Genomic DNA, 26,265 nt, shown 5'->3' on the forward strand with positions numbered 1-26,265 from the left:
CGGTGAGTAATAGAATGAAAACAGGCATAAATAAACTTCTGATGACAATATTAATCGCTTTTGCCATCGGTTTACCATTATCAGCCATCGCGGGTGAGCCGTCTGTCACACCAGAGATGAACTCACCATTAATGTACCTACGGCCCGATTCTCCTACTTTCGAAGAAACCATCCCCGTCTTTAGGGAAAAATACAACAAAAGATACCCTGACATTCCGCTATATGAATATAAGGTCGTCGCAAGCCGTGATATTTCTCTGCCCTTCATCCGTGCCGCCAGTAAAATCAATGACGAAATATACTCTTCAGCGATACTGGAGCGGGGTAGTGAAAAAATTAAAAGCCTGCAAGTCACTGTGCTGCCATTACAAGATGAACAAAATTTACTTCTGGCAAAACAGTATATGGCAGCTTTTATCAGCCAATTTGAACCGACCCTTTCTCATGATCAAACCAAAGCTCATCTGGAGAAATTTTTGCTGGCAGCAGAAAAACATCCTGTTTTCAGTCAAAAAATAGGAGCGGTACGTTATATCATCGTAAACAGCAGCGAAAATATAATGACCTTCGCAATTGAACCGATTAAGCTATCGCTATCTGACACATCAGTAAATGAAAATTAGTGACTCAGCGCAGAGCTATTCGCAGCGATGATCTTTATACTATCGGGATTCCGCTTAAGGGAATGACACAAGTCGTTCCGTCAAAGAGTGTTAAATCAGTTCGCAATTTGATTATTTTCTGGTTGGAGGGAAAAACATGCGACATCCATTAGTTATGGGTAACTGGAAATTAAATGGCAGTACCCACATGGTTAACGACCTGATTGAAGGCCTTCGTAAAGAACTGAGCAACGTTGACGGCTGTGGCGTCGCTATCGCACCACCAACAGTTTATGTTTCTCTGGCAAAAAATGCATTGGCAGGCAGCCGTATCGCTCTGGGTGCACAAGATGTTGGTATTAACCTTTCTGGTGCATTCACGGGTGAAACTTCCGCAGAAATGCTGAAAGACGTGGGCGCAAAATATATCATTATCGGCCACTCTGAGCGCCGGACTTACCACAAAGAAAGTGACGAATTCATTGCCAAGAAATTTGCCATTCTAAAAGAACAAGGGTTGATCCCAGTTCTGTGCATTGGTGAAACCGAGCAAGAAAATGAAGACGGTCAGACGGAAGTAGTCTGTGCACGACAAATCGATGCTGTCCTGAATACACTGGGTGCCGAAGCATTCAAAAATACCGTCATTGCCTACGAACCTGTTTGGGCAATCGGAACAGGTAAGTCAGCGACACCTGCACAAGCACAGGCTGTGCATAAATTCATCCGCGATCATATTGCGAAGCAAGATGCCGCCATCGCTGAGCAAGTGATTATTCAATACGGTGGCTCGGTTAACGCTAGCAATGCAGCAGAGCTATTCACTCAGCCGGATATCGACGGTGCGCTGGTCGGTGGTGCATCACTGAAAGCTGATGCTTTCGCCGTGATCGTGAAAGCCGCAGCAGAAGCGAAAAAAGCGTAATCGCTCATAAAGGCAAGAACAGTCAACCGCCACGGGATAAAACTCGCGGCGGTTTTTTCTGCTCTAAATTGTTTTCTGACTAACGACGAATAATTTCATCGAAGGTCCCACCCGTGGCAAAATGTTCTTTCTGCACTTTATCCCAACCACCAAATACCTCATCAATCGTAAAGAGTTTCAGATCAGGAAAAACAGTGTAGTATTTTTCTGCGATAGTTTTATCGCGGGGACGATAATAATTTTTGGCCGCAATCTCCTGTCCAACCGGAGAATAAAGATATTGCAGATATTCCGTTGCCAACTCGCGCGTTCCGCGTTTATCAACAACCTTATCGACGACGGCAACCGTTGGCTCTGCCAGAATAGAAATATTCGGTGTAACAATTTCAAACTTCCCCTTACCCAAGGCATTTATTGCCAGCAGAGCCTCGTTTTCCCACGCAATTAACACATCACCAATTCCACGCTCCACAAAAGTATTCGTTGCACCACGTGCACCAGAATCCAACACTTCGACATTTTTATAGAGTGCTTTCACGAATTCTTTCGCCTTAGCTTGGTTCTGATTGTTATGTTCCAACCCGTATCCCCAAGCAGCCAGATAGTTCCAGCGTGCCCCGCCAGAGGTTTTAGGATTAGGTGTCACAACAGAGACATCATGACGGATCAGATCAGACCAATCCTTGATCTGCTTGGGATTGCCTTTTCTCACCAAGAAAACAATGGTTGATGTATAAGGTGCCGAGTTATCCGGTAAGCGCTTAATCCACTGCTTATCAATGCGTCCATTTGCTGCAATGGCATCCACATCATACTCCAGCGCCAGTGTCACAACATCTGCCTGAAGCCCATTGATAACAGAAGTTGCCTGTTTGCTTGAGCCACCATGTGATTGGCGGATTTTGACGTTATCCCCCGTTTTGTTATACCAATATTCACTGAATGCTTGATCATACTGTTGGTACAACTCACGAGTCGGATCATAAGATACATTCAAAAGCTGGATCTCTTTTGCCCACGCACGATTTACCAACGCACTACTTACCCATATGCTACCCGCCACCGATAGCATCAGTAATATCACCGACACTATATACTTGCTCGTCATTACCCATCTCGTTCCCAACTTCATAACACCTATATTTATAACCACGGTGACATGCTCCCTAAGTTATTTATGATTTTCACCATAAAAACTGACAGAAAGCGTTATGACGCAGAAATAATTTAAAATTTCAGCTTATGCACAAGAAGAATATGAGGGGAACAAGACAGCCACAAAATGTGGCTGTCTTTGAAAAAGGATTTGCTGGATAAAAGAGGATTAGTAGAGTTTCTTCGCTGTTTCCAGCCAATCTTTCTTAAAGATACGCTGCATATTTTGCACCGCATCAATGATATCGTGATGAACAAGTTTCTCATTCTGGATACCAACACAACGGCCGCCTTGCCCTTCCAACAGTAATTGGACTGAATACGCGCCCATGCGGGAAGCGAGAATACGGTCATATGCCACTGGTGCTCCACCGCGCTGAATATGCCCCAGCACCGTTGCACGGGTTTCATGGCGAGTTTCCGCTTCAATATATTTCGCTAACTCAGCAACATCACAAACATGTTCTGTGATAGCAACAATCGCGTGACGCTTACCTTTTTGAATTCCGGCCTGAATTTCAGCCAACAATTCTTCGCGATCGAATGGCGTTTCACTCTCAGGCAGAACAATAAACTCACATCCACCCGCAATCGCTGCCGATAAAGTCAAATCTCCGCAATAACGCCCCATCACTTCAACAATGGAGATACGCTTGTGAGAAGTCGAGGTATCACGCAGACGGTCGATGGCTTCAACCACTGTTTCCAATGCCGTGAAATAACCGATGGTGTAATCCGTGCCCGCGACATCATTGTCAATTGTTCCAGGCAAACCAATACAAGGGAAGCCCACTTCAGTCAGTTTCTTTGCCCCTAAATAAGAGCCGTCGCCACCAATCACCACCAACGCATCAATCTCATTTTTACGCATGTTTTCAATGGCGATTTCCCGCACTTTATCATCCCTGAATTCAGGGAAACGGGCTGAACCTAAAAATGTACCGCCCCGATTAATCATGTCAGAAACACTAAAGCGGTCGAGTTTCTTCATGCGGTTTTCATACAACCCCAGATAGCCATCATAAATGCCGTAGACTTCTAACCCTTCGGTTAAAGCGGCACGAACAACACCACGAATAGCGGCGTTCATACCCGGCGCATCACCGCCACTCGTTAAGACTCCGATTCTTTTAATCTTGTTGATCATGATGACCTCTGACTTGTAGATATAATATTTGCCAATTGGCTGATCACTTTCCTAAAGGGAAAAAAAGACAGCGATTTAGCGAAACCTGATTGTCACTTCATTAGCTGAATTGATTCAATAGCACCTATAATACGGAAAAACACTCAGTCTGCATTAAGATTATGTCTATTTTTTGACGATCTTTTGATTATGAATAAATTCACCATCAACCCCAACGGTTTTTATGTTCCTCGGGTACAGCAGAGCAAGGATCTTGGTGAATAATAATATCGGCACCCGGGAACCTATCCCGCAATTTATTTTCAATCCCTTCGGCTAAAGCATGAGCCTTCACCAACGGCAAATTATCATCTATCTCCAAATGGAACTGAATAAAACGAGTCGGCCCGGATTGACGCGTTCGCAAATCATGCCCACCAACGATGTCAGGATAATTCTGGATAATATCAATAATCTCTTGCCGCTCGTCATCCGGTAAGGCTCGATCCAGTAGAGATTGTACGGCATCATACCCCATCCGTAACGCACTATAGAGGATATAAACGCCAATTCCCAAGGCGAATAGCGCATCTGCACGTTTAAAGCCATACAAGCTCAAAAGCAACGCCACCAAAATGGCACCATTCATCAACAAATCAGATTTATAATGCAACATATCCGCACGAATGGCCTGACTTTGAGTTTTCTTAATCACCCATCTCTGAAACGTGACCAAACAGAGTGTTGAAATGATAGCGATTATGATCACCCAGATACCTATCACCGCATGCTCCAATGGCTTGGGAGCAAATAGATTCTGAAATCCCGTCAGAAATAGAAAAATCGCTGAACCGGAAATAAACATACTTTGAGCCAGAGCAGCCAGAGACTCGGCCTTACCATGCCCAAAAGTATGTTCTTCATCAGCAGGTTGAAGTGAATAACGCACGACAAAAAAGTTGGTCAGGGAAGCAGCCAGATCGACCAGAGAATCCACCAACGCAGCCAATAAGCTCACCGACCCCGTAAACCACCACGCAAAAATTTTCACGGCCAACAGCACACTGGCCATGACCGTTGCCGCTAACGCAGCAGAGCTAACCCATCGCCCATAATTTATACTCATTGACTTACAGCCCTTTGGTTATTCAGCTTGTCTTAGGTATAAAAATAGCGCGTTAGGTGGAAAAATATAGGAGCAGCAAAGCAAAGCGAGTCAATCCTATCCAACATTCCACCATGCCCTTCAATAATTCCGCCGAAATCTTTCACTCCACTGTCTCGTTTAATTGCCGACATGCATAACCCGCCAATGAACCCCATCAGCGTGATCACCAATGACATCAGCCCCGCTTCCCACCAGGAAAATGGCGTTACCCAGAACAGAGACATTCCCAACAACACAGAGGCTAAAATTCCCCCCACAAACCCTTCCACCGTTTTATTGGGACTCAAGTTCGGTACAATCGGACGCTTACCAAATAACTTCCCGAATACGTATTGCAAAACATCTGACATTTGCACCACGATCATCAGGAACAGCAATAACTTGATGTTTTCACTCTTATACTCTGGAATATCCAACATCAACAAAGCAGGTGCATGGCTGATGGCAAACACAGTCACCAACATACCCCACTGGATTTCGGCTGCTCGCTCCAGAAAATGCGCCGTATCCCCAGCCAAAGCCATACGGGCAGGCAGAAACAGGAATACATACACTGGAATAAATACCGAGAATAACCCATACCATTGCATACCAACCAAGACATACTGTATGGGCATAAAAATAAAGAAACACCAGAATAGGGCCTCATGATCGCTGCGCCGAGTGGGTGTCAGCGTAATAAACTCACGCAAAGCAAAAAATGACATCACCGCAAACAAAACCACTGAACCAATTGGCCCAATAATGATGGCTACCACACAGATAATGCACATCATCCACCAACCACGAATTCGGGCATTTAAGTTATCGATGGTAGCGTTGCTCCTTTCCCCCGAATACCTGAAAGCTAACAAACCACCAATGACACTGGAAATAACTAATATCCCAAATATCCCACTCAGCAACAGCATCAGATCATAATCGATATTCGTCATAGCACTAACTCCTTTAATGCAGACTGGGCACGTTGCAGAAACGCCTCTTTACTTTCACCCTCTCCCAATTTATCCAGTGGCTTGCCAAATGTGACTGAACAAATAATAGGTACTAACAGTTTCTTTCCCTTCGGCAAAGCCCGATTCAAATTTTCCAGATAAACAGGTACAACCTCAGCATCGGGATATTTACAGGCCAAATGATACAAGCCACTCTTGAACGGATTAATTTGTTCACCATCCCCCCGAGTTCCCTCCGGAAAAAAAATCAGAGACTCGTTTTCCGCCAAAATCGCTTCCAAAGGCGCAATGACAGCTTCTTTAGACGTACTTTCTCCATGACGATCAATTAATACCGCACGAAATACCTTATGGACAAGATAGCGACGTAACTTGGTTTTATCCCAATAATCACGAGCAGCGACAGGATGAACCAAAGGACGTAACATAGGCGGAAGCCCGGACCAAATCACCAATCCATCAAGATGGCTGGAATGGTTAGCATAATAAATGCGGCTACAAATTGAGGGCTGACAGCCAATCCACCTCGCCTGTACACCCGTTAAAAGACGGCATAGACCTAATAGCGTTGCGCCCATACCTTTTGCCAATAGACTGACTTTATGAGGATGAGTCATGTTGGGTATCCCTATCCCTTTTCGATGGAGTAACAATAATAAGGTTTTTTAAATTAATTGCTTGAAGAATATAAGATAATCAAGATTGGTCAAGATAACAACAGAAAGAGAAAGGATACTCACCAACCATTATCGAACCCAGCTACTGCGCCTTTATCTGTATCTGGCGACGGATGAGAACGATGAAAATTAGCAATACTTCCCTTTAATATAAATTTACAGAGTGAACCGCGACCGTCCTTGAGCTCACCGCCTAATGTTTTAATTAGTGATTCAATAGCTGACCACTTAATACCAGCAGGAACAGGTGTTTAAATATTTGTTCCAACGTACGTTGCTGCCTAATTCTGAGAGCTGAAACCTGTTTGTTCATATTCCAACACGTAACTATAAATATCAAAAGTGTCCGCACTTAGAAATTTCCAAACTGCACAAAATTTATATAAATTTGATTTTTAAAGATAATTTATTTTATGACAGATAAAAAAAAGCCCCACAAGGGGGCTGAAAGACAGGGATGGTGTCTATGGCAAGGAAAACCGTTGTTATAGCTAGTGTGCATCAACGGCACTACTAGCAAAAATCAGTTTATAACTTGAGCAGTACATGTTTCATTACGTTTCTGTAATTGCTCTTTCTGCTCTGGTGTTAACAATTGGTACATCTGGTTACGAATACGTGCGATTTCTACACCCAGATCAACATTCTCTTTTGCTATTTTTTCAAGCTGCAACCTAACTGCAACCTCATCAAAATCCCTTGCGGTCAAAAGGCTGTTCAGTTTTTGGCGTTCAACTCGCACATCCAGTGATTGTTCATGCAGATGTTGTTTTTTCACTAAATCCCACATCTGCTGACGTTGCTGTTCAGTTAACGTTATTCCATCGAAAATATTACTATAGTTAAGCTCATTACTACGGTAGCAACTGAAACCCCTCTTATTACCACATGGCATACAATATAGTGAGGAACCAGCTTCAGAAACATTATCCGTATCAGCAGTTTCAGCTAAGGCGCCTGTTGTTTCGAGAACAAACATTGACGCTAAAGCCAATATTGCTATGTTACGCATTAAATTTCCTCGCTTTCTCGAATAGCGCTATTCGATTCAGTGTGGATCACTATAACCCTGCGGCTGCAAACTAGCGTCAGAGCATGTAAAAGAACGTAAAGTCATGGAATAGCGGAGTTTGTTATCGTATTTTGCTCTCGGAGGAAGAATTAATGCATAAAATCTTATTAGTTGATGATGACCGCGAACTGACATCGCTATTAAAAGAGTTGCTCGAAATGGAAGGATTCAATACCGTAATCGCCCACGATGGCGAAGAGGCATTGGAGTATATCGATTCTTCAATTGATCTGTTACTGCTGGATATCATGATGCCGCGCAAGAATGGCATTGAGACGCTCAAAGAGCTACGGCAAAATTATCAGACCCCCGTTATCATGTTAACGGCTCGTGGAAGCGATTTAGACCGTGTTTTAGGATTAGAACTGGGGGCGGATGACTATCTTCCCAAGCCTTTTAATGATCGAGAGCTGGTTGCCCGCATACGTGCGATTTTGCGCCGCTCTAACTGGAGCGAACAACAAGCTGATACAGGAACGCCTATACTTGAGGTCGACAAATTGCAGCTCAACCCTGGTCGTCAGGAAGCCAGTTTTGACGGTAAGATTTTGGATCTCACTGGAACAGAGTTCACTTTGCTTTATTTATTAGCTCAACATTTGGGCCAAGTCGTTTCCCGTGAACATTTAAGTCAGGAAGTATTAGGGAAGCGCTTAACGCCTTTTGATCGAGCCATTGATATGCATATTTCTAACCTACGCCGTAAATTACCCAATCGAACTGACGAACTTCCTTGGTTTAAAACGTTACGTGGCCGTGGATACTTAATGGTTTCAGAAAAATGATCAATAGCCTGACAGCCCGCATATTCGCAATTTTCTGGCTAACACTCGCTCTTGTCCTGATGGTGGCCTTAATGGCCCCCAAATTGGATTCACGGCAATTGACACCACTTTTGGACAATGAATATCATCAAGGAAAAAAGCTGGCAAGACAGATAGAAGAAGAGTTAACTCGTTACCCTACAAATGACCTATTCTGGTGGCTAAGACTGGATCGTGCTCTTGTCCAACTGACACCACCCGGTCAACGTTTACTCCTCGTCACCAGTGAGGGGCGCATTATTGACATTGATACCCCCGCTCGCCAGATACAAGTTGTCCGTAACTTTATCGGACAATCCGATAATTCGGATCACCCTAAAAAGAAAAAATATGGCCGATCCGAAATACTCGGCCCTTTTTCTATCCGAGATGGTGAAGATCACTATCAACTCTATCTCGTTAGGCCAGCGAGCAGCCCACAATCCGACTTTATTAACTTGATGTTTGACCGACCATTTCTATTACCTGCAGCAACCATGTTAATCAGTGCCCCCTTACTATTATGGCTGGCGTGGAGTTTGGCAAAACCAGCACGTAAATTAAAAAATGCCGCAGATGACGTCGCGAAAGGAAACTTACGGCAGCATCCTGAGCTGGAATCCGGCCCCCAAGAATTCTTGGCAACCGGTAGTAGCTTCAACCAAATGATTAGCGCACTGGAAAGGATGGTCACAGCCCAGCAACGGCTAATTTCCGATATCTCCCATGAACTACGCACTCCGCTTACCCGATTACAGTTGGCAACAGCCTTACTCCGTCGCCGTCATGGTGAAAACAAAGAACTGGAACGCATCGAAACAGAAACCCAGCGTTTGGACGGCATGATTAACGATTTATTGATACTTTCCCGCAATCAGCATAAAAACGAACTCCTGCGTGAAAATATCAAAGCCAGCGAGCTTTGGAATGACATCCTGGAAAATGCCAAATTTGAAGTCGAGCAAATAAACAAAACACTGGATATCGTTTCACCACCAGGATCTTGGGTTATTTACTGTAACCCGGCAATGCTCGGCAGCGCATTGGAAAACATCGTCCGCAACGCCCTCCGCTACTCCAGCAGCCATATCGCAGTTGCATTTAAGGCAGATAATCAAGGCGTAACGATTACCGTTGATGATGACGGCCCAGGAGTTAACCCTGAAGACCGTGAGTACATCTTCCGACCATTTTATCGGACAGATGAAGCGAGGGATCGAGCATCAGGCGGAACAGGATTGGGACTTGCGATAGTTGAAACGGCAGTAAGTCAACACCGTGGCTGGGTGAAGGCAGAAGATAGCCCTTTGGGCGGATTAAGGCTGGTAATTTGGTTGCCATTGCATGGAAGGTAGCCCCTTGAAACGTAGTTAGTTACATAATGTAACAGTTAAAGAAAAAAGGCTATTATACTTGACCTTGGGACATCGAGGGACTAATCTCGTCGCTGCTTAACACAAATCACTGCTATGTTAATTGTTGTTAAGATAAAAAATCCTTTTATCCTAGTAGGATAAGTGAAATTATTACGTATAATGGGCACTCTGGGAGCCGTAACCTAGTGCGGTAGCTTTGAGAAAAATCAATAAAATTATCAGCAAATATATTCATCCAAAATCACATTTCTCTGAGTATAAAAATCAAAAAATAGAACTTCAGGCAACAACATAACAAATCGTCAAATTGGAAATAAAAATGAAGAATCTCATAGTTGATTTAGATAGTACTTTAACGCTGGGAGATAGCAAAGACTATAAAATTGTATCACCAAGAAAAGATATAATTAATAAATTACTACAATATAAAGAAATGGGATTCAAAATTACTATATTTACAGCAAGAAATATGAGGACCTATGAGGGTAATATAGGAAAAATAAATATCCATACATTGCCCATTATAATAAAATGGCTTGATAAACACAATGTACCATATGATGAGATATTAGTCGGAAAACCATGGTGTGGTAATGATGGTTTTTATATAGATGATAAAGCAATTAGACCATCTGAGTTTTCAAGTCTTTCTTATCCTGATATTATAGAGATCCTTAACAAGGAAAAACAATGTTTTTAATCATGTCAGCGGACTATGTTGGACAGGAGTTAGAATCCGAATTTGGAAAAATACCTCCATGCTTTCTTCCATTAGGCAATAAAAGACTATATGAATATCAAGTTAAACTCATCCCCCACAATATAAAAAAAGTAATTTCAGTTCCTGAGTCTTTCGTACTTCCTGTAAGCGATGAAAAATGGTTAAAAAATAATGAAGTAGAAATAGTTAGGATAACAGATGGCCTGTCTCTAGGAGCATCTCTAATCTCCGCTATGAATTTGATTGATGATGGTTTTGAAAGCCCAATACATATCCTTTTCGGAGATACACTAATTACAAGCCTCCCTCAAGGAGAAGATATTTTTGGAGTTTCTGAAACAGTAGATAGTTATAATTGGGCTAAGATTTCTGATTTCAGTAATAACATAAATTTAACCAATGATTTGGATAATTTAGTAATTAATGGTTACTTTAATTTTAGCACTCCAAAAGATTTACTAAAATCCATTATAAAGAATAAATGGGATTTTATTAATGGTCTTATAGAGTATAACGAAAAAATAGGCTTAGAAGCTAAAAAAATTACTGCATGGCTTGACTTTGGTCATGTCAATACTTATTACCGTTCTAAGGCCAAATTTACCACTCAGCGATCTTTTAATGAACTCAGAATAACAAATGATTGGATAGAAAAAACAAGCTCTCAAAAAAATGATAAAATATTAGCAGAGGCTAAGTGGTTTGAAAATATTCCATCAGAGATTAGGCAATATACTCCACTATACCTAGGCTCCACCATAAATGAGAATATAGTGACATATAAGCTAGAATATCTATATTACTCTGCATTAAACGAGCTATTGGTATTCTCTAATATGCCTATAACAACATGGAAAAAAATCATTAAAAAATGTATAGAATTTCTAAAGAAATGTCAAAAATACCCACCTATAACTGGTGAAACTAAAAATACCCTAGATGAATTACTAATAAAAAAGACCAAAAAAAGACTATTACAATATTGTAAGGAAATAGGCATATCTACTGATAAAAAATGGGTTTTTAATAAAGATAAAAAAAGATCTATATCCGATATATTATTAACAAGCGAAAGAAATCTACCATCACCTTTTCCTCTTTCTATATTACATGGAGATTTTTGTTTTAGTAATATATTATATGATTTTAAGACCGAAAGAATAAAAACAATAGACCCACGAGGAATAACAAATAATAAAGATTTTTCTATATACGGTGATATTGCATATGACATAGCTAAGTTAAGTCATTCTATATTAGGCCTTTACGATTTTATAATAGCAGAAAAATATAGCCTATCAATAAACGAGAATGATATAGAATTCAATATTCTTGTTGAAGATAATATTGAAAAAATTCAGACAGTATTCACTGATAACATATGTAAAGAATTTAACATAAGTATAAGTAACTTATTTGCAATGCAAATACAATTATTTATTTCCATGTTACCTTTACACAAGGACGATATAAAAAGACAACAAGCATTGTTTGCCAATGCATTCAGAATAAATAATATATTAGAAGAGTTAGAAAAATGATTATTTTACCAATGGCAGGAATGAGTTCACGATTTTTTAAATCAGGTTATGAAAAACCAAAATATATGTTAGAAATTAACGGAAAAACCTTATTTGAACACTCGATAAATAGCTTTGAAAAATACTTTTCTGAAGAAAAGTTCATTTTCGTAGTAAGAGAAATTTTTGACACCAAAAATTTCATACAAAAAATTATAGATAGAATAGGAATTACTCACTACTCAATTATAGAAATAAATTTCCAAACAAGAGGTCAGGCCGAAACAGTCTATTTAGGAGTAAAAGATGAAAATAAAAGTGATGAACTTATTATATTTAATATAGATACTTTTCGCCCTCACTTTTCCAAGCCAGATTTAAATATAGAATCTGATGGATATTTAGAGGTTTTTGAAGGTGAAGGAAATAACTGGTCATTTGTAAAACCAATAAATAAAAATAACTTTATAGTAGCCGAAACAAGCGAAAAGAATCCAATATCTAATCTTTGTTGTACAGGACTATATCAATTTAAAACAATTTCGGATTTCTGTAGTGCGTACTTAGAATATGAATCATTACCCAAAGATAATTGGACAAACAATGAAATATATATAGCTCCTTTATATAACCTTTTAATTAAAAAAAACAAAAGAATAAATTATTATAAAATAAACAATAGAGATGTTATCTTTTGTGGGACCCCAGAAGAATATAATAATCTTATATTATAGTGATTAGGCTACGAAATGAAATATGATATAATATTCTCTGTTGCAGCTCATGAATCCGAAGAGTCTTTAATAGATCTAATTGAAAATGTGAGAAAATTTGTACCAAACTCTCTTATTGTGATTCATTTAAAAAAAGGATTTAAAATAAGAAAAATTAAGGAAACATATAAAAATGTATATTTTAATCCCAACACTTATGATACTGGCTATTTAGACCAAAGCCTTACTATTGCTCATTCTAGCAATATTTATTACCTTATAGAAAAAAACATTGATGCTGATTATTTTGCTATTTTAGGAAGTAATGAACTATTCGTGAGAAAAGGCCTTTATGAATACATAAAAGATAAATATTTTATTGCTTATCAAACTGATGAAAAAGACTACCATATACAAGTAGCGAAAAAGGATAAGCACTTAAACACTCTTTTAACAAAAATAGATGGAAAAATTATAAAGTCTCCTCCGGAAGGTACATTCTATAAATTTGCCATACTTAAAGAAAAATTAAGAAATCCATATATAGAGGAATATCTCAACGAATTAACTTGTTATTTTACATCTAAAAATAAAATCACATTTAGAAAAATAAGTAATAAAATAGCAAGACTAATACTACATATTACACCTAAATTGAAAATAACTATACCTTCTAACATAATAAGATTTTCATATGCAAGTGAAGAAATATTTTTCCCAACAATAATGCAATCGCCTACATCTATTAGAGACAATTCATATTGTTATATTAAATGGCATGATAATCTTAATATCGACATAGATGATATAGTGAATGTGAATAATGGTGTACACGTCGGGAAATATTCAGTAAAACGAATAGAAAGAAATATATTAGATCCAAAAAGAATTTGGATAAAAAATGAAATCAATTAACTCTAACTCAATATATCTAGTAATAGAAAAATCACTTAGATTCTTCAACGGAATAATTGCAACAGCCCTGACTGCTCGTTATCTAGGAGCAGAAAACATTGGATATTATAATTATAATATCGCAATAATTATGTTGCTCACTCCTATAGTCATGCTAGGATTCAGAGATATTTTAATCACAAAAATAAAAGAAAAACATTTTAACCATTATTACATTGTATTATCAACTCTATCATCCTTTATCGTTTCTACTTTAATTTACATAATAATAATTATGTATGAAAAAAATAGTCATGGCATTTCAATACTTGAAATCTCACCATTAAAAATTCTTGGTTTTATATTAATTCTTTTATCTTTTGAACCTAGTTTATCATTACTTATTTCACATGAAAAATCAAAATTCATACTATTAGCCGGATTGTTACAAACAATAATTTCCATTACACTAAAGGTTCTATTAGTCTATTATAAAGGGAATATAGTTCATCTTTGCATGATATATTTAATAGAAAATTTAATTTACTATTTTATATGTACAGCCTCAGCAATTTTTTTATTTAAAAATAAAAAAACAAACATTAAAATAAAAAGACTATTTAAAGCAATTCCTAAATTTTATTCTGAAATATTTTCTAGCAGTATTAATTTGATGATCTCTGGCTTTATGATTAGTGCTTATATGAGAATAGACATCTTCATGATTGAACACTACTCAAATCTTAGTTCTGTAGGGATTTATTCTACCGCAGTAAGACTAATAGAAGCCATTTATTTTATTCCATCCATGTACGTTTTGGGATCATTTCCTAATATAATAGAAAATTTAAAAAATAAAAACTTTATAGCTTGCGCAAACATATCTAAGATTTTACTTCTATCTTCTATGGTATTTATTATTTTTTATCAAGTCGTTGGAGATGATATTATTGACACTCTTTTTGGAATTAATTTTCGAGAAGCTAGCGATATATTAAAAATTTATAGTCTTGTTGTCATTATTACATTTCAGGGTTTTCTTATAGAAAAAATAATATTATTAAAGCACGGCAGCAAAGTTATATTAATAGCTGTTTTCCTAGGATTAATATTAAATATAATAATGAATATGGTATTCATCCCTATATATGGAATAAAAGGCGCAGCATATAGTACAATTGCATGCCAATCTATAAGCTATTTTGCCTATTATTTATTTAACAAAAAAACAAGAAATACTATATTTTCCATTTATCAAAATTATAGTAAATAGAGTCATAGTAAATGCAAAAATCATCAAATATTAATAGTAAATTAGTTAGCGTAATCATTACTGTTTTTAATAGTTTCAACCATCTTAGATATTGCTTAGACAGCATTATTCAACAAACACATAAAAATTTAGAGATAATAATAATTGATGATTTCTCATCAGATAACTCTCCCGAGATTATAAACGAATATGTCAAAAAAGATAGCAGAATAAAATTCATTGCTCTAGATGAAAACCGTGGCTATTTAGAAGCAACCAACATAGGATTAAAACTAGCAACAGGTGAGTTTATTACCTTTTTAGATTCAGATGATACTTGCCCATTAAACCGTATTGAGCTACAGTTATCATATTTAAATGATAACTGTTTAGACTTAGTCGGAACAAATTGTAATATTATAGATAAACATGGTAATAAAATATCCACGATTGAATACCCTAGATATAATGGCGTGAAAGGTATAAATTCAATAAGGGCCTGTGGATCTTCAGTATTATTTAAGAGAAATATTCTACACTGTGTAGGTTTATTTAACCCTCTATTTTCAAGAATCGGTTCTGAAGATTTTGAGTGGTTATTAAGATGCACAAAAAAATACAAATTTGAAAATATGAAATACGCCCTATACAATTATCGCAAACATGAAAATTCCATTACTACGGATTTAAAAAGCGAGCACTCCTTATATAGATCCATCTCTCATATTCTAGCAGAGAAATTGGTAGCCTACTTTCATAAAAATTTATCTAATAACTACTGGAAAAAAAATGAAGTTCAGGAAAAATTTGAAATAATAAAAACTGAGTTAATAGAAAAAGAAAAAAAATATCCCATTAATGTCCTTAAGCGTGAAACTGATTCTATGATATTTAATAAATTTTATTATGAAGCAATTAAGAAAAACATTCACTTCATATGGAACCACAAAAGAAAATTATCGGCCTATATTTTATTATTAAAAACAATTATTAAATCAATTATTTTGAAATTAATAAGATAAATTAATAAGTATTAGCTCGTAACATCAGTTTATTGAATCATGTATAGTGTGCCTATTTGGAGAACATTCAGATGGCAAAGATTGGTGTTGTCTGCCCATCTCGTTGTGCGGTAAAAGGGATCCACCGTAATGGGGATCATGTATTGAATAGTTAGTTATTGTGATATGCTCTAACTTTTTAGTGGTAGATCACGGCTAAAGTTGCCACTTATTGTCGTTATTGTTACACATCAGAACATGTCAAAGGACATGGAAAAGGAAATGATGGCCATCCCCGCTATCGCTGTTGCACCTGCTGTAAGGTCTCTCAGTGGGAATACACCTATCAAGCTTGCAAACCCGATGTTAAAGAGCAGATTATCAATATAGCAATGAATACACCGTCCGTGTCTTGAAAGTGGTCACAAGCACCCGTCATGACAACGCTAAAAACTTACACCCCGAAACGTGACGACGCTTCCTCTTGACGGGGATAACATTCAGCTTATCTGTGAAATGGATGAGCAAGGGTCATTTGTGGGAAACAAGAAAAATCAACGCTGGCTCTGGTATGCCTGAGAACCCCGTCTGAAACGATAGTGGCGCCTGTTTTGGGGGATCGAAGCCGGAAAACATCAGACAAACTGCTTGCCCTTTTATCGCCCTTGACTATTCGGTTTTATTGTATGGATGACTATACTGTGTATGACAGGCTCTCAGGGGAAGAACACCTGACTGGGAAGATATTCACCCAACGTTTAGAAAGCAACAACTTAACGCATCGAACCCGGATAAAAAGACTGAATCGAAAAACGGTAGGGTATTCTAAATCGGAGGAAATGCACGATAGAGTGATTGGCACTTTCATTGAGCGTGAGAACTCTTTTAGATACGCGATCTAACTATTTAATACACAACCTGATTAAAATTACTGGGTATTATCTGAACATTCAGCATTATCAATAAATTGGTGTCATGATCCATAGATTTTATCACGGATTTAATGGCTAACCTTTTTTATTTGCTGTCGTTCATTTCAGAGCAATGATGCAATGATAAGCATAACTAAGTCAATTTGGTGATTTTTCACAATGGATCAAAATCGCAAAAATTAGGCCGATATTCTTTAAAGAGATTTATAATCTTAATAAGATTATTTTTACTAAAAAATAGAGGAATCAAAATTTTTTCTTATTTATATAAAAGTATTATCCAATAAAAAATTGAAAAAAGAAAAAACCTCACCTCAAAAAATCGCAAAATTTACACTATCACGAATAAATATTTATATAAAACCTTATTCGTTTTATTCACTATACTGCAAAAGGATTTTAGATGAAATTTTTTCCTCTAATAATCAGAATAGTTTTACTATCCCCCCTGATCTACTTTTTCTACTTTCCTTTCGAATACAATTTTGACTATATAAACTACTATCCTAACTACACTAACAGCTTATTCACTTATGATTTCCTATATGAATGGACATCATATTTTTTCAAACAATATCTAAATGCTAGTTTTGAAACATTCTGGCTCTGCTTAATGATATTTCAAATTATTCTTTTATCCATTCTTTATAATAAGATAAAGCTAATTCTGTTAGCTTATCCTGGCATTATAACAATGAGCCAATTTTTCTACGGGACACAAGTAAGATACTCTATAGCAATATTAATAAGTATCATTATTTTTTTAAGATTAAAAGAATCCAAAAAAAAAATCATCTTATTTACTCTACCATCACTATTCCATTACGGAAGTCTAATTTCAATCTTAATATTATTAATAGCCAAGAAGATAAAAAACCAATGGATTATTATAAAAACACCCAAATCCATGGCCTTTTTATTTTTATCATTAATTATATCTCAAGTATTACTATACAATTTAGAAACAATTGCATCTTATACTAGATTTTATTACTATATAGGGAGTTCTAATTATTTTTCTTCAAAGTCTTTATCATCAATAATTTACATAACAATATCATTAATACTGATTATGTATTTATATTCTCATGATACAAAGTGTAGAACAATAGAAATAAAGTCAGGTATATTTTTGTTATTATTCTGTATATTAATGAATTCAATTGCAGTACTATCTGGTAGAGTTTTTTTAGTATACTTCTTGTTTGAACCAATAATAATATACCAATGCTTGAAATTTTCTAAATTTAGAATACTTTCAATATTACTTTTTTTTATATATACCACTAAAGTATTTTTCTATCTTATTAATAATCAATATCATTTCTATTCCATCATATGACTATGAAAGTATTACATCTATACAAAAAACACTTTAAAAGTGGAGACGGTATAACAACCGTAGTTAATAACATTAGTTATTATCAGAATAAGCTCATAGATGTTGATAGCTATGAGCTACCCTTTTCATCTGATGATAAGTCAGATCTATTTTCAACATACAGGATTAGGAATTTCTACGGGTTAATAAGGAGAATACTGAAAATAAATCCTGATGTGATTTTCATTCATGGGGTTTTTATTATAAAAATAATTCCATTAATATTTATATTAAAAACAATCTTGAGAAAAAAACTAATATTAGTTCCTCACTGCTCGCTACTTTATAATTCATTAGAACATAAAAAAATAAAAAAAATAATATATTTGAAATTATTTAATTTAATTTCATTATCTAAAGTTGATGCCATACAATTCCTTAATGAGTACGAAGAAAAAAATTCAATTTCACTACGTAAAAAAATGAAAACTTATATTTTACCTAATGGCATTAGTAAAGCAATTGACAAAAGTAAAGATTTTTCGCATATAAAACCTTTTTATTTAGGCAGGTGCGATATTAATCATAAAGGTATTGATATATTAATAAAGGGATTATCCAATTATATTCACATCAATAGTGATAAAGGAAATAATTTTGTTTTTAATTTATATGGCGCGTTGCCTGAGGAAGTAAAAAAAATAAATCCTATAATTGAAGATTATAACATCCTTAAAAACATAATAATTCACCCACCAGTTTTTTCAGAAAAAAAGGAAAAATCCTTCATAGAAAATAATATTTATATAATGATGTCAAGATATGAAGGCATGCCAATGTCCGTCTTGGAAGCACTATCTTTCGGATGTATATGTATACTCTCTGAAGGCACAAATATGGCAAATATAATTGAAAAACATGAGTGTGGTTTTAAAGCAAGCAATGACCTTGAGTTAAGCCTAATATTAAGTAAACTTGAGTCATTGACAACTAGTGAATTAGAAAAAATGTCTATAAATGCCAAAGAATTAATAAAAAATAATTTTCTATGGGAGAATATAGCAATTCAATCTATTAGTGAGATAAAAAATATAATATGAACATTATAACTAATGACAATAATAAAATACCATTCTCTATTCTTATGTCTTTGTATAAAAATGAAAATACAAAATACTTATATAAATGTCTAGAAAGCCTATACGAACAAAAACTACAAGCTGAAGAGATAATCATTGTCTTTGATGGTGATATAGGAATTGAACTTGAAACTATAGTTTTCGAATGGAAATCTAAGCTCCCAATAAAAATTGTCAGAATAGAAAAAAATGTGGGTTTAGGACAAGCTCTAAATTTAGGATTATTACAATGTAACAATAATATAATTGCTCGAATGGATACGGATGATATCTGCCTTCCTGATAGATTTATAAAACAGATACCATATATATATCAACATCAAGACATAGCAGTGCTTGGCTCTAATATTTTTGAATATGATGAAGAAATATCCAGTTTAATTAGTCAAAAATCAATTCCTATATCACATGAAGATATATTAAAATTCATAAAAAAAAGAAACCCTTTTAATCATATGAGTGTTGTTTTCAGAAAGAATATGATAATTAATTCAGGAAGTTATCAGCATCATAACTTAATGGAAGACTATAACCTATGGATCCGTGTCGTATCTAATGGATATAAAGTCGAAAATCTGCCAGATCGATTATTGAAAGTAAGAGCAGGTAACTCAATGATAAAGAGAAGACGAGGTCTAGACTATATTGGAAGTGAATACAAATTAGCCAAATTAAAAATTGAAAATAATATAGATAACTTAACATCAATCTATATGATATTTTTACAACGAAGTTTAATTAGAATACTTCCAATTTCATTACTATCCACTCTATATAAAACAATGCGAAAATAAGGAAATGGTTATGCTAGCAATAATCGGAGGATCTGGTTTCATCGGCACTCGCCTTTCTAATCAGTTAAGAAGAAAAAACATCCCATTTACAATAATTGACAAAACAAAAAGTGAGTCTTTTCCAGATAACTGGAAGTATGGAGACGTTACTAAATTAGAAACATTAATTAAATCCTTAAAAGAAACAAAAATAATTATCAATTTAGCGGCCGAACATAAGGATAATGTTTCTCCAATCAGTTTATATTATGATGTAAATGTTGATGGTGCCAGAAACGTTTGTATAGCAGCCGAGAAGTTAAATATAAAACATATTATTTTCACTTCATCTGTCGCAGTCTATGGCTTCGTGGAAAAGGAAACTGGTGAAGACGGTCTTTTCAACGCTTTTAACGACTATGGGAAATCAAAATTAGAAGCTGAGCATGTATACGATGCTTGGCAAACAAAAGAATCAGATAGGGCATTAGTAACTATTCGACCTACTGTTGTTTTTGGAGAAAATAATAGGGGTAATGTTTATAATCTATTCAAGCAAATAGCCTCTGGACGTTTCTTGATGATTGGTTCAGGAAATAATAAAAAATCAATGGCATATGTTGAAAATGTCGCTGCCTTTCTAAAATTTGCAACAACCTTCAATCCAGGTAGACATATTTTCAATTACGTAGATAAACCAGACTTTACTATGAATGAATTAACGAACGTTATCTGCAATTCATTAGGAAAAACAAAATCTAATATCCGAATTCCATATCCAATTGGAATTTTAGGTGGTTATTGCTTTGATATTTTATCTAAAATAACAAAAAAAGAATTTCCTATTAGTAGTATTAGAGTGAAAAAATTCTGTGCCCGCACACAATTCAAATCTGATAACATGATTCAAACGGGATTTATCCCTCCAGTCACACTCGAGCAGGGTATTGCTAATACAGTACAATCCGAGTTTAAGCATCTGTAATTTATTTGACTTCTATTTTTTTATTTTGCAACCCAAGTCAACGATCATAACTCCCTTCACAGGGAAAAGACCATGCTAAACATCGTCCTATTCGAACCAGAAATCCCGCCTAACACTGGCAACATCATCCGTCTGTGTGCCAACACAGGCTGTCAACTTCATCTCATCCAACCTTTGGGGTTCACATGGGATGATAAACGCTTGCGTCGCGCAGGGTTGGATTACCACGAGTTTGCCAACATCAAGCAACACCACGACTACAATGCATTTTTGGACAGTGAAGGACTCAGTTCAGTCAATTCACAATCCCCTACTGGGGTCCGTCTGTTTGCCTTAACCACAAAAGGCACTCCTGCACACAGTAATGTGAGTTATCGTGATGGTGATTATCTGATGTTTGGCCCTGAAACTCGGGGGTTACCGTCTTATGTATTAGATAACATGCCTGTGGAACAAAAAATCAGAATTCCTATGCTGCCGGATAGCCGTAGCATGAATCTGTCCAATTCTGTTGCTGTAGTTGTGTTTGAAGCTTGGCGGCAACTAGGTTATTCAGGCGCGTTATTGCGGGATTAAGATTAATGGGTAACATTCAGCGCCTAACCCGCGCTGAATGTCCTATCTATAAATCATAAGAAAGGAGCAGAACTTCAAATCCCATCCCCATTCTCAAATCCGTTATTTATGCCATTAAAATGCTGGTTCATATCCAACGATGGTTTATCACTTTCCGGTTTTCCGACAATCCTCGCTGGTACGCCCGCCACAGTGGTATGAGGTGGAACAGATTTTAATACAACCGACCCCGCTCCAATTTTTGCGCCACGGCCAATCTCAATATTACCCAAGATTTTGGAACCCGCGCCAATCATTACTCCTTCACGTACTTTTGGATGGCGATCTCCCTCCGCTTTACCTGTACCACCAAGCGTTACAGATTGCAGAATAGAAACGTCATTCTCAACAACTGCGGTTTCACCAATCACAATACCGGTTGCATGGTCGAGCATAATACCGCAGCCAATTTTCGCGGCAGGATGGATATCTACAGCAAAAGAAACTGAGATCTGGTTTTGCATATAAGTCGCCAATGCCTTGCGATCTTGTTTCCACAACCAATGTGCAATGCGATAGGCCTGTAAAGCATGGAAGCCCTTGAGGTAGAGCAATGGTGTCGAGTATTTGTCTACTGCTGGATCTCGTAATCGAACAGCTTTGATATCATATGCTGCCGATTCGATCATTTTGGGGTCACTACGGTAAGCGTCTTCAACAACTTCTTTGACCTCAATCGCAGGCATAATCGGTGTTGCTAGCTTATTTGCCAACATATAGCTCAGGGCACTACCCAGGTTTTCATGCTTGAGTAGTGTCGCGTGAAAAAAACTGGCTAACATGGGTTCACAGTCTGCCAGCGCCCTTGCTTCATTTTTTATATTTTTCCAGACTTCGTTCAGTTCTTCTCGCGACATAGCAGTCATTCCTATCTTACTCAAGAGTGAGAGCCTTCTCCCTCATCTCTTGTCGCCCTTCCCAATAATGCCTGAGCAGCTTCAATCACATTTTTATTGCAGTACAGTATCTGGTAAATCTGCTCTGCGATGGGTATCTCAACACCCGTTCGTTCTGCCAGCGCCCGAACTTCTTTGGTATTACGGTAGCCTTCAACAACTTGCCCAATTTCACGCTGAGCATCATCAACACTGACACCTTGCCCCAGCATCATGCCAAAACGACGATTACGAGATTGGTTATCAGTACAGGTCAAAACTAAATCACCTAATCCTGCCATTCCCATGAATGTGGAAGGATCTGCCCCCAGAGCCACCCCAAGACGACTCATCTCCGCCAACCCGCGGGTAATCAACGCCGTGCGGGCATTAGCTCCGAATCCCATACCATCAGAGATCCCTGCACCAATTGCAATAACATTTTTTATTGCTCCGCCGAGTTGTACGCCAATGAAATCTGGGTTTTTGTATACGCGGAAACTTTTACCACAATGGAAGAATTGCTGGAGTTCTTCACAAAATTCAGATGTTGTCGCAGAGACAGCAATCGCTGTTGGCAAACCAGCAGCAAGTTCTTTTGCAAATGTCGGGCCAGAGACAACTGCCAAGGGGATTTCATTACCTAATATCTCACGGGCTACATCTTGTAATAAACGTCCAGTCTCGGCTTCAAGCCCCTTGGTCGCCCAAACAATACGACTATCATGCAGTAAGTGAGGTCTTATCTGCTGTAAGACATCACCAAAAACATAGCTAGGAACCACTATCAGGATATTGCGGCTGGCTGAAATCGCTTTCTTCAGATCAGCCTCAAGCTGTAAATTATCAGGAAAAGAAACATCCGGCAAAAACGCCTGATTACAACGTGCCTGCTGTAAAGCGCGGACGTGATCAGGATTATGCCCCCAAAGCACGACGTCATGCCCATTGCGAGCCAAAGTAATGGCTAAAGCGGTGCCGTATGAACCGGCACCGATAACTGTCATAGAAGCAGTATTCATCAGGCTTCCTGTATAGCCTCGTTAGACTCTTCAGACTGCTGTTGCAGGTAGTTCATAAACAGCGCGTCAAAGTTAACCGGAGCCAGATTCAGTTGTGGGAAAGTACCACGACCTACCAAGCTGGTGATGCATTCACGAGCATATGGGAACAGAATGTTCGGGCAATATGCACCTAAGCAGTGCGCCAGTTGGGTTCCTTCGATACCATCGATAGAGAAAATACCTGCTTGCTGAACTTCACACAGAAACGCGGTTTCTTCGCCCAATGCTGCCGTAACGGTTACACGCAGAACAACTTCATAAACTCCCTGAACCAGTTCGCTGGAAGCCGTATCCAAATCTAATTTAACTTCTGGCTGCCATTCCTGCTGGAAAATCTGAGGTGCTTTCGGTGCTTCAAAAGAAACATCTTTCGTGTAGATACGCTGGATCTGGAAAGCCATTTCTGTGTTGTTTTGTTCTGACATAATCATGTTTACCTTTTTCAGACGTCCTTATTAAACCTTGTTCGTGCAGGCATATCGCCTGCACCTGAGTTCTTTATCTTTTGCCTCGGGCCAATGGCAGATTTTCGCCCGCCCACCCAGCAATCCCGTCTTTCAGGGAATAAACGGTTTCAAAACCGAAACGAACCAGATTCTCCGCTGGTGTTCTGGATTCCAATCCATTCGCTGAAACAACAATGACGGGCTGTTTTTTATGTTTTTCCAATTCACCCAGATTATTCTCTTTAATCTCAGATGGTGTCAGATTAACGGAGCCAATGATATGCCCTCTGCGGTAATCGTCACGGGAACGTAAATCCACGACGACAGCATCTTCCTTATTGATTAAATTGATGGCTTGTGCACGGGTGATATCTTTACTCTTGGAGAACACGCTTTTTGCCGTCATGACAATGACAGCCACCAGCAATGCAATCCAGACAAGACTCAATATCGTGTTCCGGCTAATAAATTGCATGATTTCTTGCAGCATGGAGGGCAACAACTCCCGTTAGTTAATAACAAATATCAAAATCTAAGGTAGCAGAGTATACCTGTGTGCTGCATCAATTACAGCCAGTTAGCGTCAACCCAATGCAGATTTTGCGGAGAGTTTCGAGAAAAATTAAAAAATACACAGAGAGTTACTTGATTGTAATGCATCATTAAAATATTTCATGTCACACTGAACAGAGACAGGCTCTTCAGCCACAAATGAACTAAATTAACTAAAACTTATGTTAAAAAAGACAAAAAACAGGCTGTTCTCTAGTCAGGAATCATTCCTCATGAAATAATCGGACGCTATATATAGCAGCAAGGTACTCAATAAGATGGCTGAGAATAAGGATCTAAAGAGCTGTAAGTATCGGCAGAAACAAGATCAGAGGCAAAAAACAAGCAGAGCTTTACTGCTCTGTACCTTGTTATTTGCCTCTCTCAGCTTAAGTACGAATACTTTCGCCAATCCTATTTCAGAGAATAAAAACCAGCTCAAAGACATTCAGCAGGATATTGCTGAAAAAGAGGAAAGTGTAAAACAGCAACAAAAACAACGCACTGATCTTCTTAATCAATTGAAGGAACAAGAAAGTACGATCTCCGAAGTAGGACGATCGTTACACGGTACGCAATCTAGTTTGAATAAACTGGAAAACGAGGTCTCATCACTGAATATAAATATAAAACGCCTGCAAACGAAACAAAAGGAACAACGCAACTTACTTGCCAACCAATTAGATGCCGCATTTCGGCAGGGGAATCACCAAGGATTAGAATTATTGCTCAATGGTCAGGAATCTCAACGCAAGGAGAGGATCCTCGCTTATTACAGTTACTTGAACCAAACGCGTCAGGAAACCATCGGCAAACTGGAAAAAACGACAGCAGAACTTAATCAACAAAAAAAACTGCAACTCGAAAAACAAAATGAGCAGAAAGCAATACTAACCAGCCAAAAACAGCAAAAACAAAAAATGGAAGTTGCCCGTACCGCTCGGCAAAAAACGTTAACAATACTGGAATCCTCATTGAAGAAGGATCAGCAAAACCTGACGGAGCTTCGACAAAATGAAAATCGCTTGAGGAACAAGATTGCCAAAGCGGAACGAGAAGCCAAAGCACGTGCTGAACGAGAAGCTCGTGAAGCGGCCCGTGTTCGCGCACAAGTTGCCGCTAAACAGAAACAAGCTCAACAAAAAGGCTCCAGTTATAAACCAACAGAAGATGAACGTGCTCTCATGGCACGAACAGGTGGGCTTGGTCGCCCTGCCGGGCAAGCAATCTGGCCGGTACGTGGTAATGTCATCCACAGTTTTGGTGAAGCGATACAAGGTGAACTGCGCTGGAAAGGGATTGTTATCGCTGCCGCAGAAGGCACGGAAGTCAGGGCCATTTCAGATGGACGCGTGTTGTTGGCAGATTGGTTGCAAGGCTATGGCCTTGTCGTCGTGGTTGAGCACGGTAAAGGGGATATGAGTATTTATGGTTACAACCAAAGCACACTGGTGAAAGTTGGGCAACAAGTCCGAGCTGGTCAACCCATCGCGCTGGTCGGCAGCAGTGGCGGTCAACAACAACCTTCACTCTATTTTGAAATTCGCCGTCAGGGACGGGCCGTTAACCCAATATCGTGGTTAGGGAAATAGGATAAAACAA

The 26,265-nt window shown here is 37.8% G+C and carries 26 protein-coding genes and 2 pseudogenes; 17 read left to right on the top strand and 11 right to left on the bottom strand.

Going from position 1 to position 26,265, the window contains the following annotated elements; genetic code table 11:
* Positions 1-14: 14 nt before the first annotated feature.
* Positions 15-623, top strand: coding sequence for a DUF1454 family protein (locus Xhom_RS03280; protein ID WP_069317373.1), 609 nt, complete (start codon positions 15-17; stop codon positions 621-623).
* Between the two features lie 136 nt (positions 624-759).
* The gene (tpiA, locus tag Xhom_RS03285) at positions 760-1,527 is read left to right on the top strand and encodes a triose-phosphate isomerase (protein ID WP_069317374.1); all 768 of its coding nucleotides are present in this window, start codon (positions 760-762) and stop codon (positions 1,525-1,527) included.
* 79 nt (positions 1,528-1,606) lie between these two features.
* On the opposite strand, the gene Xhom_RS03290 is transcribed toward tpiA, so the two are convergent.
* The 7 genes and pseudogenes from Xhom_RS03290 to Xhom_RS03320 all read right to left on the bottom strand — a co-directional run bounded on the left by Xhom_RS03290 (position 1,607) and on the right by Xhom_RS03320 (position 7,621).
* A complete protein-coding gene (locus Xhom_RS03290; protein WP_232326376.1) occupies positions 1,607-2,599 on the bottom strand; it encodes a sulfate ABC transporter substrate-binding protein in 993 nt (330 codons plus the stop codon).
* A 252-nt stretch (positions 2,600-2,851) separates the two neighbouring features.
* Positions 2,852-3,829: a 6-phosphofructokinase gene (pfkA, locus tag Xhom_RS03295; RefSeq protein WP_069317376.1), complete on the bottom strand. Its 978-nt coding sequence runs from the start codon at positions 3,827-3,829 to the stop codon at positions 2,852-2,854.
* 205 nt (positions 3,830-4,034) lie between these two features.
* A complete protein-coding gene (gene fieF / locus Xhom_RS03300) occupies positions 4,035-4,934 on the bottom strand; it encodes a CDF family cation-efflux transporter FieF (RefSeq protein ID WP_069317377.1) in 900 nt (299 codons plus the stop codon).
* Positions 4,935-4,966: 32 nt separating this feature from the next.
* Positions 4,967-5,911: a phosphatidate cytidylyltransferase gene (locus Xhom_RS03305; RefSeq protein WP_069317378.1), complete on the bottom strand. Its 945-nt coding sequence runs from the start codon at positions 5,909-5,911 to the stop codon at positions 4,967-4,969.
* Positions 5,908-6,549: a lysophospholipid acyltransferase family protein gene (locus Xhom_RS03310; protein ID WP_069317379.1), complete on the bottom strand. Its 642-nt coding sequence runs from the start codon at positions 6,547-6,549 to the stop codon at positions 5,908-5,910. Before Xhom_RS03310 ends, Xhom_RS03305 begins: the two co-directional genes overlap by 4 nt.
* A 119-nt stretch (positions 6,550-6,668) precedes the next feature.
* Positions 6,669-6,922 (bottom strand): annotated as a pseudogene (locus tag Xhom_RS36315) (type II toxin-antitoxin system HicA family toxin).
* A 210-nt stretch (positions 6,923-7,132) separates the two neighbouring features.
* Positions 7,133-7,621: a Spy/CpxP family protein refolding chaperone gene (locus Xhom_RS03320; protein WP_069317380.1), complete on the bottom strand. Its 489-nt coding sequence runs from the start codon at positions 7,619-7,621 to the stop codon at positions 7,133-7,135.
* 152 nt (positions 7,622-7,773) lie between these two features.
* Between Xhom_RS03320 and cpxR the strand changes: the two genes are divergently transcribed.
* From cpxR to trmL, 14 genes and pseudogenes are all read left to right on the top strand, one after another.
* Positions 7,774-8,466 carry an envelope stress response regulator transcription factor CpxR gene (gene cpxR, locus Xhom_RS03325; protein ID WP_069317381.1) on the top strand — a complete coding sequence of 231 codons (693 nt, stop codon included), beginning with the start codon at positions 7,774-7,776 and terminating at the stop codon, positions 8,464-8,466.
* On the top strand, positions 8,463-9,839 hold the full coding sequence (cpxA, locus tag Xhom_RS03330) for an envelope stress sensor histidine kinase CpxA (protein ID WP_069317382.1): 1,377 nt from the start codon (positions 8,463-8,465) through the stop codon (positions 9,837-9,839). Before cpxR ends, cpxA begins: the two co-directional genes overlap by 4 nt.
* Positions 9,840-10,179: 340 nt before the next feature.
* Positions 10,180-10,560, top strand: coding sequence for an HAD-IIIC family phosphatase (locus Xhom_RS03335; RefSeq protein WP_069317383.1), 381 nt, complete (start codon positions 10,180-10,182; stop codon positions 10,558-10,560).
* Positions 10,551-12,122, top strand: a complete 1,572-nt coding sequence (locus Xhom_RS03340; RefSeq protein WP_069317384.1) for an aminoglycoside phosphotransferase family protein — start codon at positions 10,551-10,553, stop codon at positions 12,120-12,122. The genes Xhom_RS03335 and Xhom_RS03340 overlap by 10 nt, the downstream gene beginning before the upstream one ends.
* A complete protein-coding gene (locus tag Xhom_RS03345; RefSeq protein ID WP_069317385.1) occupies positions 12,119-12,835 on the top strand; it encodes a glycosyltransferase family 2 protein in 717 nt (238 codons plus the stop codon). The genes Xhom_RS03340 and Xhom_RS03345 overlap by 4 nt, the downstream gene beginning before the upstream one ends.
* A 15-nt stretch (positions 12,836-12,850) precedes the next feature.
* Entirely contained in the window at positions 12,851-13,729 is an 879-nt protein-coding gene (locus Xhom_RS03350; protein WP_069317386.1) for a hypothetical protein, read from the top strand.
* Entirely contained in the window at positions 13,716-14,981 is a 1,266-nt protein-coding gene (locus Xhom_RS03355) for an oligosaccharide flippase family protein (RefSeq protein ID WP_069317387.1), read from the top strand. Before Xhom_RS03350 ends, Xhom_RS03355 begins: the two co-directional genes overlap by 14 nt.
* Before the next feature lie 11 nt (positions 14,982-14,992).
* Entirely contained in the window at positions 14,993-15,982 is a 990-nt protein-coding gene (locus Xhom_RS03360) for a glycosyltransferase family 2 protein (RefSeq protein ID WP_069317388.1), read from the top strand.
* Positions 15,983-16,170: 188 nt separating this feature from the next.
* Positions 16,171-16,863, top strand: a pseudogene (locus Xhom_RS48810) (IS1 family transposase).
* Between the two features lie 433 nt (positions 16,864-17,296).
* Entirely contained in the window at positions 17,297-18,235 is a 939-nt protein-coding gene (locus tag Xhom_RS45655) for an EpsG family protein (protein WP_069317389.1), read from the top strand.
* 2 nt (positions 18,236-18,237) lie between these two features.
* Positions 18,238-19,314, top strand: coding sequence for a glycosyltransferase (locus tag Xhom_RS03375; protein WP_069317390.1), 1,077 nt, complete (start codon positions 18,238-18,240; stop codon positions 19,312-19,314).
* Positions 19,311-20,147, top strand: coding sequence for a glycosyltransferase (locus tag Xhom_RS03380; RefSeq protein ID WP_069317391.1), 837 nt, complete (start codon positions 19,311-19,313; stop codon positions 20,145-20,147). The genes Xhom_RS03375 and Xhom_RS03380 overlap by 4 nt, the downstream gene beginning before the upstream one ends.
* A 10-nt stretch (positions 20,148-20,157) precedes the next feature.
* Positions 20,158-21,111 carry an NAD-dependent epimerase/dehydratase family protein gene (locus tag Xhom_RS03385; protein WP_069317392.1) on the top strand — a complete coding sequence of 318 codons (954 nt, stop codon included), beginning with the start codon at positions 20,158-20,160 and terminating at the stop codon, positions 21,109-21,111.
* Positions 21,112-21,183: 72 nt separating this feature from the next.
* The gene (gene trmL / locus Xhom_RS03390) at positions 21,184-21,687 is read left to right on the top strand and encodes a tRNA (uridine(34)/cytosine(34)/5-carboxymethylaminomethyluridine(34)-2'-O)-methyltransferase TrmL (RefSeq protein ID WP_069317393.1); all 504 of its coding nucleotides are present in this window, start codon (positions 21,184-21,186) and stop codon (positions 21,685-21,687) included.
* A gap of 74 nt (positions 21,688-21,761) precedes the next feature.
* Here trmL and cysE read toward each other — a convergent pair whose 3' ends face one another.
* The 4 genes from cysE to Xhom_RS03410 form a co-directional block, all read right to left on the bottom strand.
* Positions 21,762-22,583, bottom strand: a complete 822-nt coding sequence (gene cysE, locus Xhom_RS03395; protein WP_069317394.1) for a serine O-acetyltransferase — start codon at positions 22,581-22,583, stop codon at positions 21,762-21,764.
* 20 nt (positions 22,584-22,603) lie between these two features.
* Positions 22,604-23,623 carry an NAD(P)H-dependent glycerol-3-phosphate dehydrogenase gene (gene gpsA, locus Xhom_RS03400; protein ID WP_069317395.1) on the bottom strand — a complete coding sequence of 340 codons (1,020 nt, stop codon included), beginning with the start codon at positions 23,621-23,623 and terminating at the stop codon, positions 22,604-22,606.
* Positions 23,623-24,090 (bottom strand): protein-export chaperone SecB, encoded by a 468-nt coding sequence (gene secB / locus Xhom_RS03405; protein ID WP_069317396.1) that lies wholly within the window; start codon positions 24,088-24,090, stop codon positions 23,623-23,625. Before secB ends, gpsA begins: the two co-directional genes overlap by 1 nt.
* Before the next feature lie 73 nt (positions 24,091-24,163).
* A complete protein-coding gene (locus Xhom_RS03410) occupies positions 24,164-24,601 on the bottom strand; it encodes a rhodanese-like domain-containing protein (RefSeq protein ID WP_069317397.1) in 438 nt (145 codons plus the stop codon).
* 340 nt (positions 24,602-24,941) lie between these two features.
* Between Xhom_RS03410 and envC the strand changes: the two genes are divergently transcribed.
* The gene (envC, locus tag Xhom_RS03415; protein WP_069317398.1) at positions 24,942-26,255 is read left to right on the top strand and encodes a murein hydrolase activator EnvC; all 1,314 of its coding nucleotides are present in this window, start codon (positions 24,942-24,944) and stop codon (positions 26,253-26,255) included.
* The last annotated feature ends 10 nt before the right edge of the window (positions 26,256-26,265 follow it).

This window comes from Xenorhabdus hominickii (genome assembly GCF_002632725.1).
GTDB classification, from domain to species: domain Bacteria; phylum Pseudomonadota; class Gammaproteobacteria; order Enterobacterales; family Enterobacteriaceae; genus Xenorhabdus; species Xenorhabdus hominickii.

Bases quoted from the DNA above. Each gene is read 5' to 3' on its own strand.
- Xhom_RS03280 (WP_069317373.1), top strand. From the start codon at position 15: ATGAAAACAGGCATAAATAAACTTCTGATGACAATATTAATCGCTTTT.
- tpiA (WP_069317374.1), top strand. From the start codon at position 760: ATGCGACATCCATTAGTTATGGGTAACTGGAAATTAAATGGCAGTACC.
- Xhom_RS03290 (WP_232326376.1), bottom strand. From the start codon at position 2,599: ATGCTATCGGTGGCGGGTAGCATATGGGTAAGTAGTGCGTTGGTAAAT.
- pfkA (WP_069317376.1), bottom strand. From the start codon at position 3,829: ATGATCAACAAGATTAAAAGAATCGGAGTCTTAACGAGTGGCGGTGAT.
- fieF (WP_069317377.1), bottom strand. From the start codon at position 4,934: ATGAGTATAAATTATGGGCGATGGGTTAGCTCTGCTGCGTTAGCGGCA.
- Xhom_RS03305 (WP_069317378.1), bottom strand. From the start codon at position 5,911: ATGACGAATATCGATTATGATCTGATGCTGTTGCTGAGTGGGATATTT.
- Xhom_RS03310 (WP_069317379.1), bottom strand. From the start codon at position 6,549: ATGACTCATCCTCATAAAGTCAGTCTATTGGCAAAAGGTATGGGCGCA.
- Xhom_RS03320 (WP_069317380.1), bottom strand. From the start codon at position 7,621: ATGCGTAACATAGCAATATTGGCTTTAGCGTCAATGTTTGTTCTCGAA.
- cpxR (WP_069317381.1), top strand. From the start codon at position 7,774: ATGCATAAAATCTTATTAGTTGATGATGACCGCGAACTGACATCGCTA.
- cpxA (WP_069317382.1), top strand. From the start codon at position 8,463: ATGATCAATAGCCTGACAGCCCGCATATTCGCAATTTTCTGGCTAACA.
- Xhom_RS03335 (WP_069317383.1), top strand. From the start codon at position 10,180: ATGAAGAATCTCATAGTTGATTTAGATAGTACTTTAACGCTGGGAGAT.
- Xhom_RS03340 (WP_069317384.1), top strand. From the start codon at position 10,551: ATGTTTTTAATCATGTCAGCGGACTATGTTGGACAGGAGTTAGAATCC.
- Xhom_RS03345 (WP_069317385.1), top strand. From the start codon at position 12,119: ATGATTATTTTACCAATGGCAGGAATGAGTTCACGATTTTTTAAATCA.
- Xhom_RS03350 (WP_069317386.1), top strand. From the start codon at position 12,851: ATGAAATATGATATAATATTCTCTGTTGCAGCTCATGAATCCGAAGAG.
- Xhom_RS03355 (WP_069317387.1), top strand. From the start codon at position 13,716: ATGAAATCAATTAACTCTAACTCAATATATCTAGTAATAGAAAAATCA.
- Xhom_RS03360 (WP_069317388.1), top strand. From the start codon at position 14,993: ATGCAAAAATCATCAAATATTAATAGTAAATTAGTTAGCGTAATCATT.
- Xhom_RS45655 (WP_069317389.1), top strand. From the start codon at position 17,297: ATGAAATTTTTTCCTCTAATAATCAGAATAGTTTTACTATCCCCCCTG.
- Xhom_RS03375 (WP_069317390.1), top strand. From the start codon at position 18,238: ATGAAAGTATTACATCTATACAAAAAACACTTTAAAAGTGGAGACGGT.
- Xhom_RS03380 (WP_069317391.1), top strand. From the start codon at position 19,311: ATGAACATTATAACTAATGACAATAATAAAATACCATTCTCTATTCTT.
- Xhom_RS03385 (WP_069317392.1), top strand. From the start codon at position 20,158: ATGCTAGCAATAATCGGAGGATCTGGTTTCATCGGCACTCGCCTTTCT.
- trmL (WP_069317393.1), top strand. From the start codon at position 21,184: ATGCTAAACATCGTCCTATTCGAACCAGAAATCCCGCCTAACACTGGC.
- cysE (WP_069317394.1), bottom strand. From the start codon at position 22,583: ATGTCGCGAGAAGAACTGAACGAAGTCTGGAAAAATATAAAAAATGAA.
- gpsA (WP_069317395.1), bottom strand. From the start codon at position 23,623: ATGAATACTGCTTCTATGACAGTTATCGGTGCCGGTTCATACGGCACC.
- secB (WP_069317396.1), bottom strand. From the start codon at position 24,090: ATGTCAGAACAAAACAACACAGAAATGGCTTTCCAGATCCAGCGTATC.
- Xhom_RS03410 (WP_069317397.1), bottom strand. From the start codon at position 24,601: ATGCTGCAAGAAATCATGCAATTTATTAGCCGGAACACGATATTGAGT.
- envC (WP_069317398.1), top strand. From the start codon at position 24,942: ATGGCTGAGAATAAGGATCTAAAGAGCTGTAAGTATCGGCAGAAACAA.